General features: G+C 64.3%; 14 protein-coding genes and 2 pseudogenes. 6 read left to right on the top strand and 10 right to left on the bottom strand.

Annotation, left to right across the window (positions count from 1 at the left end):
- Positions 1-370 precede the first annotated feature (370 nt).
- Positions 371-964 (bottom strand): TetR/AcrR family transcriptional regulator, encoded by a 594-nt coding sequence (locus C8J46_RS18705; RefSeq protein ID WP_132742215.1) that lies wholly within the window; start codon positions 962-964, stop codon positions 371-373.
- Positions 965-1,102: 138 nt separating this feature from the next.
- Between C8J46_RS18705 and C8J46_RS18700 the strand changes: the two genes are divergently transcribed.
- Complete coding sequence (locus C8J46_RS18700) at positions 1,103-2,410, top strand: NtaA/DmoA family FMN-dependent monooxygenase (RefSeq protein ID WP_207894230.1); 1,308 nt, start codon at positions 1,103-1,105, stop codon at positions 2,408-2,410.
- A 65-nt stretch (positions 2,411-2,475) separates the two neighbouring features.
- On the opposite strand, the gene C8J46_RS18695 is transcribed toward C8J46_RS18700, so the two are convergent.
- Both C8J46_RS18695 and C8J46_RS18690 read right to left on the bottom strand, forming a co-directional pair.
- Complete coding sequence (locus C8J46_RS18695; protein WP_132742213.1) at positions 2,476-3,033, bottom strand: AMP-binding protein; 558 nt, start codon at positions 3,031-3,033, stop codon at positions 2,476-2,478.
- Between the two features lie 120 nt (positions 3,034-3,153).
- Positions 3,154-3,684: a thermostable hemolysin gene (locus C8J46_RS18690; protein WP_132742212.1), complete on the bottom strand. Its 531-nt coding sequence runs from the start codon at positions 3,682-3,684 to the stop codon at positions 3,154-3,156.
- Between the two features lie 218 nt (positions 3,685-3,902).
- Between C8J46_RS18690 and C8J46_RS18685 the strand changes: the two genes are divergently transcribed.
- Both C8J46_RS18685 and C8J46_RS18680 read left to right on the top strand, forming a co-directional pair.
- Positions 3,903-4,409 carry a DUF3833 family protein gene (locus tag C8J46_RS18685; protein WP_165886656.1) on the top strand — a complete coding sequence of 169 codons (507 nt, stop codon included), beginning with the start codon at positions 3,903-3,905 and terminating at the stop codon, positions 4,407-4,409.
- Positions 4,406-4,801: pseudogene (locus tag C8J46_RS18680) on the top strand (VIT1/CCC1 transporter family protein); the annotation flags it as partial. The gene C8J46_RS18685 and the pseudogene C8J46_RS18680, both read left to right, overlap by 4 nt.
- On the opposite strand, the pseudogene C8J46_RS18675 reads toward C8J46_RS18680, so the two are convergent.
- A pseudogene (locus C8J46_RS18675) lies at positions 4,795-5,625 on the bottom strand (helix-turn-helix transcriptional regulator); the annotation flags it as partial. The pseudogenes C8J46_RS18680 and C8J46_RS18675 sit on opposite strands and share 7 nt — an antisense overlap.
- 96 nt (positions 5,626-5,721) lie before the next feature.
- Here C8J46_RS18675 and C8J46_RS18670 point away from each other — a divergent pair.
- The gene (locus C8J46_RS18670) at positions 5,722-6,624 is read left to right on the top strand and encodes an SDR family oxidoreductase (protein ID WP_132742210.1); all 903 of its coding nucleotides are present in this window, start codon (positions 5,722-5,724) and stop codon (positions 6,622-6,624) included.
- Positions 6,625-6,864: 240 nt separating this feature from the next.
- On the opposite strand, the gene C8J46_RS18665 is transcribed toward C8J46_RS18670, so the two are convergent.
- Positions 6,865-7,434 (bottom strand): cytochrome b, encoded by a 570-nt coding sequence (locus C8J46_RS18665; RefSeq protein WP_132742209.1) that lies wholly within the window; start codon positions 7,432-7,434, stop codon positions 6,865-6,867.
- Positions 7,435-7,528: 94 nt separating this feature from the next.
- Here C8J46_RS18665 and C8J46_RS18660 point away from each other — a divergent pair, with 94 nt between their 5' ends.
- Complete coding sequence (locus tag C8J46_RS18660) at positions 7,529-8,959, top strand: glycosyltransferase family 2 protein (RefSeq protein ID WP_132742208.1); 1,431 nt, start codon at positions 7,529-7,531, stop codon at positions 8,957-8,959.
- Between the two features lie 116 nt (positions 8,960-9,075).
- Here C8J46_RS18660 and C8J46_RS18655 read toward each other — a convergent pair whose 3' ends face one another.
- From C8J46_RS18655 to C8J46_RS18645, 3 genes are all read right to left on the bottom strand, one after another.
- Positions 9,076-9,681, bottom strand: coding sequence for a DedA family protein (locus C8J46_RS18655; RefSeq protein ID WP_132742207.1), 606 nt, complete (start codon positions 9,679-9,681; stop codon positions 9,076-9,078).
- Positions 9,678-10,070, bottom strand: coding sequence for a hypothetical protein (locus C8J46_RS18650; RefSeq protein WP_132742206.1), 393 nt, complete (start codon positions 10,068-10,070; stop codon positions 9,678-9,680). Before C8J46_RS18650 ends, C8J46_RS18655 begins: the two co-directional genes overlap by 4 nt.
- A 182-nt stretch (positions 10,071-10,252) precedes the next feature.
- The gene (locus tag C8J46_RS18645) at positions 10,253-10,978 is read right to left on the bottom strand and encodes a hypothetical protein (RefSeq protein WP_132742205.1); all 726 of its coding nucleotides are present in this window, start codon (positions 10,976-10,978) and stop codon (positions 10,253-10,255) included.
- 191 nt (positions 10,979-11,169) lie between these two features.
- Between C8J46_RS18645 and C8J46_RS18640 the strand changes: the two genes are divergently transcribed.
- A complete protein-coding gene (locus C8J46_RS18640) occupies positions 11,170-12,165 on the top strand; it encodes an alpha/beta hydrolase (RefSeq protein ID WP_132742204.1) in 996 nt (331 codons plus the stop codon).
- 19 nt (positions 12,166-12,184) lie between these two features.
- Here the strand turns inward: C8J46_RS18640 and C8J46_RS18635 are convergent, their stop codons facing one another.
- Together C8J46_RS18635 and C8J46_RS18630 are read right to left on the bottom strand one after the other, a co-directional pair.
- A complete protein-coding gene (locus tag C8J46_RS18635; RefSeq protein WP_165886655.1) occupies positions 12,185-13,066 on the bottom strand; it encodes an MBL fold metallo-hydrolase in 882 nt (293 codons plus the stop codon).
- 487 nt (positions 13,067-13,553) lie between these two features.
- The coding region (locus C8J46_RS18630; RefSeq protein ID WP_207894229.1) for a transposase at positions 13,554-14,145 on the bottom strand (592 nt) is incomplete at its 5' end.

Here is a 14,145-nt window from a genome sequence, read left to right as displayed (position 1 = left end):
GCGCAGTGCGCCCAGCCGTTCACGCCAGGTGGTAGGACGGCCGGGTACACTGCCGCGCCCTTGTCTTACGCCGTCTGCCATTCAGCTGCTCCGAGGTGACAGGCTGTCGCCCGTTTCGGACCTGAGTGCTGGAGGTTTTGAGGTCAGCTGCATGACCCCCGATACACAGTCGGTGGTATCAGGGGTACTCGCGGTTTCGTCGCAAAGTTGCCAGCCGGGATGTCGGGTTGAGTTGTGGTCGCACTTGGCGGATGAATGAGTGTCTGGAGTTGGGAAACGGGGAAGGGCGCACGAATGGCGGACTATGGGGCGTCGTGGAAAGGCGGGCACTTCTCTGCCGTGAGCTAGGACGTAGCCCTTCAGGCGTCGTTTAGCGTTGCCCTCGTACCGAAACGGCCCATCCATTTCGTAACAGGTTCCGCAGGACATTTCGCGTTTCTGGATGCGTGGTTGATCGTCCGCTTGCCCACGCTATCGCTAAAGCTCCCAGGAAAATATCCTGACCTGAGAAGTCCGGTTGAGCAAAGCCATCGGTCTGCGCACCCCGTAAAAATCGATCGGTGATTTCGATCAGGTTTGCGCAGGTCGGTCTAAGAGGGGAGGTCGTGGTGGACCAAGCGTCCCGCAACGGCTCAGAAAGACCGTCATAGGCAAGCATCCAGTCGCCAAGGGCGTCGATCCATCGCTGAAGCTTACGACCGCTATGACCGTCCTCCTGGTCAATCGCAGCCCTTTCCCGCATCAATTTGTCATGATGCGGGGCCAGCAGGGCAACGAGAAGGGCATCCTTGTTGGGGAAGTTGCGGTATAGCGTCGCAGAGCCAACGCCTGCCTGTCTCGCGATCGCATCCATCGATACATCGATGCCTTCGGTATCGAACGCCTGACCCGCAACGACCAGAATATGCGCGCGATTTTCCTGAGCGTCCTTGCGAGGTGTGCGAGCAGTCGATGATGGCGCCACAAAATTCTTTCTTGATAAACGGGGATGCTCCCCATATCTGACCGGTAAGCGGGGAGTATCCCCATTAATAGAATGCGGTGTCTGGGAACAGACATCATTCGTCGTGGGGAGCAACGCGACATCACTACGTCCAAACAGATGCTGATCGGCATGGTCTTCGGGAACGGCTACGGCTCTCAGGCGGGGGCGTGGCGCATGCCGGGCGTCGATCCCACTGGCTTTACCAACTTCGATACTCTGGTGCGCTACGCGCAGCTTGCCGAGCGCGGCAAATTCCAGTTCCTGTTCATGCCCGACTTTCCGGCGCTGAGAGCCGACATCGCCACCGACGCACAGCAATTGAACATCGAACCGATGATAACGCTCGCAGCCGTCGCGCGCGGGACGGAGCGGATTGGCTTGGTGGCGACGGGGTCGTCCACGTTCAGCGAGCCGTTCAATTTGGCGCGACAGTTCAAGGCACTGGACCTGATGAGTCACGGCCGCGCAGGCTGGAACGCGGTGCCGACGAGCGATCCTGTGGTCGCCGCCAATTTCGGTCGCGCCTTGCCGCCGCGCGCTGAGAAATACGAACGGCTGCACGAGTTCGTCCAGATCGTGCAAGGCCTGTGGGGGAGTTGGGAGCAAGGCGCCTGGTTGCACGATCAGGCGTCGGGGCGTTTCGCCGATCCGGCTAAGATCACGCCGGTCAATCTGCGTGGCCGCCACCTTGCAACCAGCGGACCGCTGCCGTTGCCCCCGTCCGAACAGGGGCAGCCGGTGATCTTCCAGGCCGGTGGAGGCGATCAGGGGCTGGAGGTTGCAGGACGGTATGCGAGTGGCGTGATCGGGGCCGTCTACACGATGGAGGACGCCCGCGCGCAGCGCCTGGCGCTACGCGCTGCGGCCGAACGCGCCGGCCGCGATCCGGACGAGATCAAGTTCTTCGCCGGCCTGATGACGACGATCGCGCCGGACCGGCGTGCGGCGCTCGACCGCCGGATCGCCATGTCGGGTTTCAGCTTCGAGCCACGGGTCGGCTATCTCGGGCAGATGCTCGGATTGGCGCTCGATCCGGCGCAGCTCGGCGAGCCGCTGACGAAAGCGCAGCTCGCCGCCGCGCGTCCGTCGCGACAAGACCCGCGCTCGACGTACGCGCTCAAGGTAGCAAGCGAAGGCTGGTCGTTGCGCGACGTGCTGGCGCACGGCGTCATCGACTATCACCCGATGATCGTCGGGCCAGCGGTGGAAGCAGCCGACCATATGCAGACCTGGTTCGAAGCGGGGGCGGCAGACGGTTTCTGGCTATGCCCCGACGTCTATGAGGACGGTCTGCCCCCGCTCGTCGAGGAACTGGTGCCGATCCTGCGGGAGCGCGGCCTGTTCCACCGGGCCTATCAGGGCGCCACACTGCGCGATCATCTCGGCGTGCCCGCGCAATATGGCCGGGATCCCCGTCTCCAGTAGCTGTCGGCCTCAAAAACTCCGGCTCCGTTCCATCAAAATCAACGAGGTACCCCGTGACCAATACGTTAAGCGTTTCCGACAACGGCACATTGCCGGGCGGCACGCTGTCTTTCCAAGAGACGGCACGCACGCGTCGGCGCAACATAGGTCCCTCCTGCTAGCATCGTCGCCTGGAAGCCGGCGACGTTTTCAAGCAGGATCCCCGGCGGCAGCAACGGCAGATGCCGCCCGGCATGATGGACACCCAGCGTATCCACCACCGCCTGCGCGACGCCCAGGAGGTGATCGCGCGAGAGGCAGATGCCCTTCGGATCACCGGTCGATCCCGAGGTAAAGGTGATGCGTGCCGTACCGACGGGCAGGGGCTTGGCGGGTCTGCTGCGTCGGTCTTCGCGAACCCGAACGCTCGGATGCGTATCCAGCGAAAGAGCCACCGGTCCCGACAGCAGGACCTCCGCCCCGGCCGCGTCGAGTGCGTGATCGGTCTGCGCGGTCGTAAAAAAGGCAGGCAGGGGGGTCGTGGGTATGCCGGCTTCCAACAGCGCGAGATCGAGGAGGCATTCGCCGACGCCCTGATCGACCTGCAGCGCAACCGGGCGGCCATCTGCAAACCGGGGCCAGATCCTCGGCTAACTGTGAAAGGATACGCGCCAGCGTCGCCCAGGTGACCGGCGCCGCGCCATCGATCGCGATCGCATCGGGCCGGCGCTCGGCATGGCCTCGGATCGCATCCCGCAACCGAGTCATGCGCGGGCGCTCCGATCGAGCATGGCACGACAGGCGGCGATGTCTCCTGCGCAGACCACCGGGTCGGTCTGGTAATAGCGTCCCCAGGCCGAACCCGCCTCGCCAAGCGCGTCGATCCGCGCCGGGGCGAGTTCGACCAGGTCGAGGCCCAGGCGCGCGAACATCGATCGCAACGGTCGGGTCAAGACCGCGACCGCGACATCCGCCTGCCCGGCAAGCGCTGCTGCCGCCTCGCGCCACAAGGTGACGGTCGCGCCGGCCCGCCGCGAGGCATGGTCGCCGAGTTCGACGATCCGCGCGCGAGGTACGGGCCGTCCGAATGCTTGGGTCAGCACCGCCTCTATCGGCCGATCGAGATACGCTTCGAGGAATAGCGCGTCACCAGCTGCGAGACGGTACCCGAGCGTTGCCTGCGGCAGATCGGGGGCGCCGATCGTCAGATAGGTCGCGTAGTCGCTGGCCGGTATCGCCCCGTGGACGGCGGCGTAACGGTCGTGGATCAACGAAATCAGCGCGGCGTCACGCATAGGCTTCTTCCCAGATGCAGGAGGGACGCCGCCCGGATCTCGGTACCTCAGTCTGTCGTGACAAATAAATCGCGCGATACAGATTTCATTGGGGTTATCGATTGGTCAACTCTGGATCGCGTCCGCGAAACCAGCGTTGCCGCGCAACCAAATTCCACGCCGACCCCGTCAAACCTCGCGTCTGTCGAAAGCCTCGTTCCATCATGTCGCACCGATCCATGAGGGCCGCCGCATCAGCCGCGCTTGCCCTGTTTCTCGCAAGTTGCGCAGGCGCGCCACGGGCGGCTACCGCCAGCGCCGCGCCCCCCTTCATAGCCGAGCACTTCTTCGCCGGACGCCTCGACGGTGTCGGCACGCTCAAGATCGTGCTGCACACGCCCGCCTCGACGCACGTGACCAGCGTCGGCCATGCCGGTGCCGACGGTGTACTGGCGCTCGATCAGCATATCGAACAGCAGGGCAAGCCCGCGCGCGATCGCCAGTGGCGGATCCGGCCGCTTGGCAACGGGCGCTACACCGGGACCCTGACCGACGCGTCTGGTCCGGTGACGGGGGAGACACAAGGCAATCGGCTGCATCTCCACTTTCCAATGAAAGGCGGGATGCGGGTGGATCAATGGCTAACCTTGTCGGCCGATGGGCAGGTGGCGCAGAACCACCTGATCGTCCGCAAACTGGGCGTTACCGTCGCGACCCTCGAGGAAACCATCAGGAAGATCTCATGAGCGCGCATCACGAACGCCATCTGGTCTCACGGACCGGCTGGTTGCGCGCGGCGGTGCTCGGTGCGAACGACGGCATCGTCTCGACCGCCAGCCTGATCGCGGGCGTAGCGGCGTCGGGCGCGACCACCGGATCGGTACTGGTCGCGGGGTCGGCGGCGATGGTCGCGGGCGCGATGTCGATGGCAGCGGGCGAATATGTCTCGGTCAGTTCGCAGGCGGACAGCGAGGCCGCCGACCTCGCGCGCGAGCATGCCGAACTCGCCAGCGACTGGGCGCACGAGCATGACGAACTTGCGCAGATCTGCGTCGCGCGCGGTTTGGACGCGGCGTTGGCGCATGAGGTTGCCGAGCAGTTGAAGGCACACGACGCGCTCGGCGCGCACGCCCGCGACGCGTCCAACACTACGCGCAGTCGTTCCGCATCCGCCAACGATGCGGGGTTGTAGATGATCATTCCGAGTTCGGGCCGCCCTTCGACGGCGAACGAGGAAAACTCCATGGCGAGCAATCCTACATCTGGGTTATGGATTCGTTTCACCCCCTCGGTGTGCGCGACCACATCGTTGTCGCGCCATAGGGCTTCGAACTCGGGGCTGATCCGAGACAGTTCGGCGACCAAGTCGGCCGTGGCCGTGCTGTTGTTCGCGCCTGCCCGCGCGACGTCCGCGCGAAAGGCAGCGACGACGTAGCGAGCGATGCCGTCCCAATCCTCGTTCCGGGCGCGGACACGGTCGCTGCCGAACATCAGGCGAAGGATGTTTCGACCTTCGCGCGGGAGCTTGGCATAGTCGGTGAGCAACAGCGCCGCCGCCCGGTTCCAGCCGACGACGTCCCACATCGCGGTCTTGATGATCGCCGGGCTCAGCACCATTCCGTCGAGCACGCGTTGAAGCCGGGGGCTGATGCCATCGACCGGTTGGTAGCGCGCCTCGGGCAGACGACCGAGGCCGAGCATGTAGATGTGCTCGCGTTCCGGCTCGGTGAGCATCAGGCCCTTGGCGATGCGGTCGAGCACGTCGGCCGATGGCGCGCCGCCACGCCCCTGTTCCAGCCACGTGTACCATGTCGGGCTGATGTTGGCGCGGCTTGCCACTTCTTCGCGGCGTAGCCCAGGGGTACGCCGACGGCCGCCGCCGAACCCGAAGGCCACCGGGTCGAGCCGGGTTCGACGATCGCGGAGATAGGTTCCGAGCGGGTTTGGCGCCTCACCGGCCATGATCGATCCTGTTACACGCTATACCACGATAAGGTCACTACTTTAACACGGTCGGACGGGTCGCGATACGTCGCCTTGGCAACAAGGAGATCTCCCATGCGCGTGTTTCTAACCGGCGCGACCGGCTTTATCGGCTCGCACGTTATTCCCGAACTTCTCGCTCGAGGGCATCGGGTGCTTGGCCTCACTCGCTCCGACGCGGGTGCCCATCGCCTCGAAGCGGCCGGCGTCGAAGTCCATCGCGGCGACCTTGAACAGCCCGAGACGCTCGCGAGTGGCGCTGCGGCGGCCGACGCGGTGATCCACTGCGCGTTCGACCACAATTTCACGACCTTCTTCGAGAACACCCGTAAGGACGAACGCAACATCGCGGCAATGGGGGAGGCGCTGGCGGGGACGCACAAGCCGATCCTGATCACCTCGGGCGTCGGCATCGGCACGCCGCTCAACGGCGGTCCGGCGATGGAGGACGTGCTCAACCCGGGTCACGCCAATCCGCGCATCGCGACCGAACTGGCGGGCGCGGCGTTGATCGCCCAGCGCATCGACGTACGCACCATTCGGCTGCCACAGGTGCACGACACCACCAAGGCCGGGTTGATCACGCCGCTGATCGCGGAGGCGCGCCGTGCCGGAGCGATGGCGTATGTGGGCGAGGGCACCACGCGCTGGGCTGCTGCACACGTCAGCGACGTCGCCAAGCTCTACGTTCTGGCATTGGAGAAAGGCGAGCCCGGTGCCCGTTACAATGCGTCCGTCGAGGAGGGCGTGACGGCACGCGCCATCGCGGAGGCGATCGGAAGGGGAACTGGGTTGCCTGTCCGTTCGGTGACAGGCGACGAAGTCGAGCACTATTTCGGCTGGATGGCACCGTTTGCGGCGCTCGACATGATCGCATCGAGTGCCTGGACGCGCGCGCGTCTTGGATGGGAGCCGTCGGGGCCTGATCTGCTCACGGACCTCGCCGCGATGGACTTGTCAGGGCTCGCCGACGCCTGATCAACCGCCGTCGCTCGCTGCCCGGAGCGCCGAGCGACGCTGGATGCCTTTTCCGGCTTGATAGGATTGCAGATGTCGATCCGAGTGGTGACGCTTATGAACTACCGAAATGAACGGATGTCCGTTCTTGGGTAGTGTGCGAATGGCCGCGAATGTCGCCTTCTGGGTCTTGCAGGCGGGCGTGCTTCTGTACCGAACAGCCGTCCATTCTCTAAGCGGCAGCCGCGTCGCTCACTTCCCTCAACGGCGGCGCCAAACCGGCATCATGCGGCTTAATTCGCGGTGTCGATCGATCCATTCATGCTTGAGCGCGCCGCCGATGTGAAGCGCGACCAGTGTATAGAGCAGGTAGGACAGGTAAACGTGCAAGGCGCCGAAACCATCGTGGACGGCGTCGCGCGTGGCGGGCGGCAGGCTTAATATCGTGCCGATCCGCGGCCATTCGAACAGTCCGAACAGGAACATCGGGTGGGTCGCCGCATCCTTGTACGCCGAGTCCATGATCCAGCCGGTCAGCGGCATGGCAAAGATCAGCGCGTACAACAGCCAGTGGGTCACATGGGCCGCGCCGATTTCCCATTTCTGATAGGTGGTCGGCATCGGGGGAGGCCGATGCGTCAGCCGCCAGAGCAGGCGCATGGTTGCCAGGCCGAGGATCGTGATCCCGATCGACTTGTGCAGGTCTATCGCGGGGCGCACGCGGTCGTCGGCAAGATGTGGCCAGAGCCAGGGCAGGGTCATGTTGATGACGATCCCCACCGCGACCAGCCAATGGAAGGCGATGGCGACGCCGGTGTATCTGGTAATCATCCGCTGCAATCCGCTCCACGACCTTTTACCGATTCCCGGTTCTCGGCACATTCCGCAATAGCGCGTTCAGCAAGCCAGCGTTAGGCGCTGGCCGATGCAATCCCTCTCGGCAATTTTTACCGCGCAGTCGCCGCGTCTCTCGCCACGGTCGATCCCGCTGGCAAGCAGGGTGATCAACTTGGCCGCCCCGCTAGTGTTCCTCGTGCTGATCGCGCAGGCGTTTCTGCGCCAGGGACTCGCCATATGGTCGGTCGGGATTGCGTACATCCTGTACGACACGGCGCTGCTCGTGTTTACGGCTTGGCAGATCCGGAACCTCGCGCAGACCGCGACGCCGGCCCCGAGCGGCGTGCAGCCGACCTTCGGTGTAATCGTCGCCGCGCATAACGAGGCAGGCGTGATCCGGCTGGCGATCGACCGGCTCCTTGCCCAGGACCAGCCACCCGAGGCGATCCTGATCGCTGACGACGGATCGAGTGACGATACGCCGTTTGCCATGGCGGACGGCTATGCGTTGGCGACACCACCACTCGGAGAACTTGCCGAGCTCGAGGTCGGGCACACACGGCTTCAGTGGCTACGACTGCCGCATGGCGGCAAGGCCCGCGCGCTCAATGCCGCGCTCGAGCGGATCGAGACGGACGTGGTTCTGACCGTGGATGCCGACACGTTGATCGAGTCCGGCTCGATCGCCGCTATGCGTGCCGCCTTTGCAGCGGAGCCAGAGCTGGTGGCGGCCACCGGGGTACTGGCGCCGATCTGCGGTCCAAGCCTGAGCGGTCGGATATTCGAGTGGTTCCAGTCCTACGAATATGTCCGCAACTTCCTATCGCGCGACGCGTGGATGCGGATCGACGGTCTGTTGCTGATCTCGGGCGCCTTCGCGGCGTTCCGGCGCGACGCGGTGCTGACGGTCGGGGGGTTCGATCCCGATTGCATGGTGGAGGATTACGAACTGATTCATCGGTTGCATCGCCATGCGCACGACGCCGGGCTGCACTGGACGGTTCGCGTCGTCGGTGGCGCGCTGGCCCGAACCGACGCGCCCGCCAGCATCCCCGCCTTCCTGAAGCAGCGACAGCGCTGGTTCGGCGGCTTCTTGCAGACGCAGTACTGGAACCGGGACATGGTCGGTAACGCGCGCTACGGGCGGCTGGGTACGCGGATGCTCCCGGTGAAGGCGCTCGATACGGTGCAGCCGATCTACGGGCTGGCTGCCTTTGCGGTGCTGATCGGGCTCGTCGTCACCGGTCGCTACACGCTCGCCTTCCCGATCCTGCTCGTGATGATCGCCAAGATCGCGATCGACCTTAGCTTTCACCTTTGGTCGCTTCGCATCTACAAGCGCTGGACGGGGCAGCGCGAGGGTTTGAACCTTGGCCCCGCGATCATCGCCGCAATCGCCGAGCCGTTCAGCTTCCAGCTGTTGCGCCATGCGGGTGCGATCTATGGCTGGTACGCCTTTTTGCGCGGCGGCCAGACCTGGAGCGCACAGACCCGGACCGCGCTTCAACAGCGCGCCTGACGAAGACTCCAGTGATGTCCGACGAATCGCGCAGACGGCGAGGTGGACGGCGCCTTGGGCTGTCGATCCTGGAGGCTGACGAGCTTAAGCGGAAAGCACTGCTCGGCGACAGCTCATCATGCCGCATCATCTGAGAGTTTGCTCGAACGGCCGAACAGTTTCCAACCCAGCAGCCCGGCGACGAGCAAGCCAACGATCACCCAGGTCAGGTTGCCAAGCAGGCTTGCGATCGTCTGAACCTGGTCGCTGAAGGCGCGGCCCAGCGAGACGTAGATCAAAAGCCAAAGCACTTCGCCAGCAACATCGAGGACGATGAACCGCACCCATGGGTATTCGGTCAGCCCGCTGGTGATGTTGATCCATGGTCCCAGTGGCCCAATCAGCCACCGGCTGAAGAAGATGCCCCAACCCGCCCATTTGCGAGAATAGGCTTCGGCCTGCTCGACCTTGTCTGCCCCGCCGATCCGCTTCGTAACCGCTGAAAGCAGCGGCCGACCGCCGTATCGTCCAAAGGCATAGCCGATCTGGTCGCCGACGATCGCGCCGGAGGCGCCTGCAAAGATCACGGGCCAGAATGCGAGCTCCCCCTGCGCGACGAACGAACCCATCGCGACTAACGTCAGCGAGCTCGGGAACGGCATGCCAGCCGCAGCGAGGATCATTGCACCAAACAGGGCAGGCAGCCCGTAGGTCGTCAGCAGTTCAAGCAGCTGATCGGTCATTTGGCAGGCAACGCCGTCGACGTAGGTGATCGCATGAACGGTCGTGGCGGTGGGCCGGGCGGCGGATAGGGTGGCCGCGCGTGGACGATCGCATACATCAGTTTCGCCTCGATCTGCGTCATCGAACGTCCGCTATCCCGCGCAATCCGTCCGAGCGGCCGACGGTCCGGCGTCGGCGGCAGGTTCAACGCCTGATGCAGGACATGGGGCGGGACGTGATACGAATGTGCGACATAGCCTATCGTCATCCACCGCTCGATCGGCTCATCGCGGTGCGCGTTCCAATAAATCGCGTCGCTGACCGTCCGGACCGCGTGATAGCCAGTGAAGGCTAGGACTGCGACGAGCAGCACGATCAGGGCTTTTCGCCAGGGTCGATTACGTGTCATTCCAGTGCGATACGCGCGCCAAGTGCGACGAGCAACGGCGGCGATATTGCTTCCTATCCAACTCGCCGATGACGCGGTCGAATGCGTGGGCCGGCCTGACAATAACGACAGCGGTTCGCTGTACCGAAGACACCGAAGTGGCCACAAATGGGTCAGCCAAGACTTAGCCGGGGAGGCTTAGCCTATCGCTCCGCGGTCTGCGCCGCGACATGGTGTGGATCGTCGCCAAAGGCATTGTTGCCCATGCCGCCGCCTCCAACCCCGCCGCCGCCCATACCACCACCACCGCCGCCGCTCCGGCCAGCATCGTCTTTGTTGCCACCACCTCTGCCGCCGCCGGACGACGCCGGACGCGTGGGTCCTTGCATAGCGATGATCAGATCGGCCGGGATCGGGTCGAGATCGAGCGCATCGCGCACGAACGCACGCAGCGACACAACCAGTTCGTGCGTGTGGACCGGGTGGCCCGCAACCAGTTCGCGAACCGCCCTGTCCGCGAGCCGGACATGTTCCTCCGTACCGAGCAAGATGATGTCAGACAGCGCGGCCTCGACCGCGTCGCGTATCCGGCGCGTGCGGTCCGACCGCGCCGCGCCTGCCGCACTGAGGTCCAGCGCAGCCATCGGTTCCTCTGCGACACCGCCCTGCTCCTCCCGCCGCCGCAGGTCGCGCCGGTGGGCCGGATCGACGGTTAGGTCCCCGGTGAACGAGCCGCCAAGGACCTTGTAGGCAGCGATAAGCGTCTTCAGGCGCTCATTGATCTGCCGGTTCATCCGTTCACGGCGCTGCTGGAACGTCATTTGGGTGAGCAGACGGATGCCAACCCCCAAAAGCGTAACCAGCGTCAGTCCGAGGATGGTGGCGAGCAGGCTCTGCCAAGAGCTGAAATCCAGACCGCGCACGTGCATCCCCCTAGTTATAGTCTACGGAACGTCCGTCGGCCCTGCGGGTGCCGCCAAGCAGCGCGACGCCGAGATATCCTTGGCCGTTCCTATGCGAGAAGCGACCAGTTGCCTGATGATCTTGGGCCGCTAACCACTGTTTCTGCAATCCGCCTGATCCCGCAGGAAGGTTGGGCCCTCAAAGCAGGAGATACGGTTTGTCGCAGTTCCGGTTCGTCGTCCCCTCTCTCATTGCAATTGGCATCGCTAGCGCAGCCTATGGGCAGATCAGCAAGAACGACAACTCGCCTCCGAGGGTTGTCCTCCCCAAGAATGAACGGGCAGGCACCTGGCTGCCTGCCAAAAATGGGGTTCAGATCCCGCTCTGGCCAGCAAGCACGCCTCTCGCAAAGCCCGACTCGGGTGATCGGCCGGAGGCCACCGGGAACGGGACCGGGCTCGTCGGCGGGCGAAAATGGCATTGGGCGAGCTACGTCACCCGACCGACCATGACCTTGTATCGTGCGAAGGGGCGCAATGGCGGAGCCGCCATGCTGGTGCTGCCGGGCGGCGGGTTTGAAGTCATAGCGACCGATCTTGAGGGTACGGAGATCTGCGATTGGGTGGTGCAGCAGGGTATGACCTGTGCGGTGCTGAAATATCGGGTGCCGCAAGACTGGCCGCAGGGCCAGCGGCCGAAGGTGCTATTGGGCTTGGAAGACGCGCAGCGAGCGATCGGGATGATGCGCCAGCAGGCTGCGTCCTACGGGATCGACTCGCACAAGATCGGCGTCATCGGCTTTTCTGCGGGCGCATTTCTGGCAGCGAACATGAGCAACACCGTGGCGCGCAGCTATCCACTCACGGACGCGGCTGACCGCCAATCGCCCCGGCCGGACTTTGCAATCGTCGCCTACACGGCACGTATGCTGGACAACAGCAAGGGCCGGAACAGTCTTGAGCTCAAGCCATGGGTGACCATCAGTCCCAAGGCACCGCCGACGCTGATCCTTCATGCCATGAACGACCCGACGGACCCCATTCGGCAGCCGATGGCCTATGCCTTGGCGCTCAGTGATGCGGGCGTGCCTGTCGATATGCGCCTGTACGCCAAGGGCGGCCATGCTTTCGGAATGCGGCCCACGGTCGATCCGATTTCGAGGGAATGGCCGGGACAGGTTAAGCAGTGGCTGCATAACATCGGCGTTCTTTGAAGACGGCGTCTCGTCCTCCTCAGCGTCTCACCGGTTGCCAGCGATACGCCGTGCCGGCCTTGACGATCTGGCCGAGCCCTGGGAACGGAAAGTGTGGGCTAAACACATGTTCGCCGCTCGCTGCCAACTTGGCCAACTCGGCCGTCCGCCGCTGGCGCCCCTGCTCGCCGTCGGTGTCGTAGCCGATGATCCATTCGGGCCTGGCGAGAGACACGATAGCGCTATGAGCAGTGTCGCCCATGTCGAGTAGCCTCTGGCTGTCTGACGTAATTTCGTAGCCGCTATGGCCGGGCGTGTGCCCCGACAGTGGTACCGCGCGGATACCCGGCATCACCACCGCGCCAGGATCAAATGGCGTGACCTTCGGCGTGATCGTCGCGATTAGCGCTGCATTGTCGGGCTGGCTCTGCATGAACGCCCATTCGGCGCGCGTCATACGGATCGTCGCGTTGGGAAACGCCAGTTTGCCGTCCGCGCTCGACAGCCCGCCGACATGATCGCCGTGCGAATGCGTGATGAGGACGTCAGTAATGTCCGCCGGCGATACTTTGGCAAGCGCCAGGCTCTGCATCAGGACGCCACCAACCTTGGGGCCCAGGCCAGTGTCGATAAGGACCATACGGCCCGGCATGCGGACCAGCAGCGCGTCGACGCCGAGCGATAACGCGTCGGTTGGCGCGCCTGCTTTGCGCAGTAGATCCGCGACAGCTGCCGGACCTTCCTTCTTGCCGAACACGCTGCCGTCGTTCGGAACGCGGTTGATCATGTCGCGCAGCGCCACGGCGCGCACCGAGCCGATGCTGAACGGCACCGCCGCAGGCCCGATCGGCACCGGCTTCGCCAGCACCGTCGACCCTAAGAATATGGCAAATCCGAGCGCGGCTATCGAACGAAGGGTCATCTACAGTCCCATGATGATTGTTGAATACTGCCGGATTTGGACGCTCCCCAAAACGGTGTCCACCGACTTCGCGATTGCTCCGCATAGTTGCACCAAGTTCTCGGATCACCGTCCTTTTCTGGAAACGGACTGCGTCCTCCAATGTCGGCTACCGCCGCCCGCCTGCCAATATCGGAAGGTCTGTTATCCTGAAGAGTTTCGGATGCCGGCAGGCGTACGAAAGTCTTGGAAGCCCGAACCCACGGGCCGCAGGCGATGCGCTATGGGGTTTTCGGTTTCCGGCTGGTTTTGGTGGCCCGCGCCATGGCGCATGTGGCCGCGAGCCTAGGAGCAGACTGTCTGGATTCCGGTGGGCATGATGGGTTCGCGAGCGCTGACAGCGCGGCATTGCTCGATGTTGCCGCCCCTCTGATGGCTATCGGCGCAGGTAACATCGTCTCCGCGAGCACGAGCCCTGCGAGATAGATAACTCCTTGGCCGTGCCGGGTCACGACGCCTGTATCCCGGATAACAGCGCAGGCGTCGGTGGAGCGCGGGCCTGGCGCTGGCGAAGGAAGGTCTCGATGACTACCATACGCCCGCCGCAACACGGGCATGACGGCCGGATGTCGTCCGGTTCGGCTCGTGCGTCGGACGCCGCGGGCGGTGCGACCCCGAGCAGTTCGCGGGCTCGTTCGAGATGTGCCTTGCGGGTGGCGCCTGCGAGCAGGCCATAGTGGCGGATGCGGTGGAAGCCCTTCGGCAGGACGTGGAGCAGGAAGCGGCGGATGAACTCGTCGGCGGTCAGCGTCATAATCTGCTGGCGGTCGGCGCCACCCCGGCGATAATCTTTATAGCGGAAGGTAACGCCGGTCTGGTCGAAGTGCAGGATTCGGCTGTTCGAGATCGCAACGCGATGCGTGTAGCGCGACAGATAGGAGAGCACCGTCTCGGGGCCGGCAAACGGCGGCTTGGCGTAGACAACCCAGCGCTTCTTCCTGACCGGGGACAGGTGCCGCAGGAATGCACGCCGGTCGGCGAGGTGCGCGAGCCTGCCGTAGAACGCGAGGCGCCCAGTTTCGTGCAGCGACATCAGCCGG

This window comes from Sphingomonas sp. PP-F2F-A104-K0414 (genome assembly GCF_004340945.1).
Classification (GTDB): domain Bacteria; phylum Pseudomonadota; class Alphaproteobacteria; order Sphingomonadales; family Sphingomonadaceae; genus Sphingomonas.
This window is presented reverse-complemented; position numbering and strand designations above follow the sequence as displayed.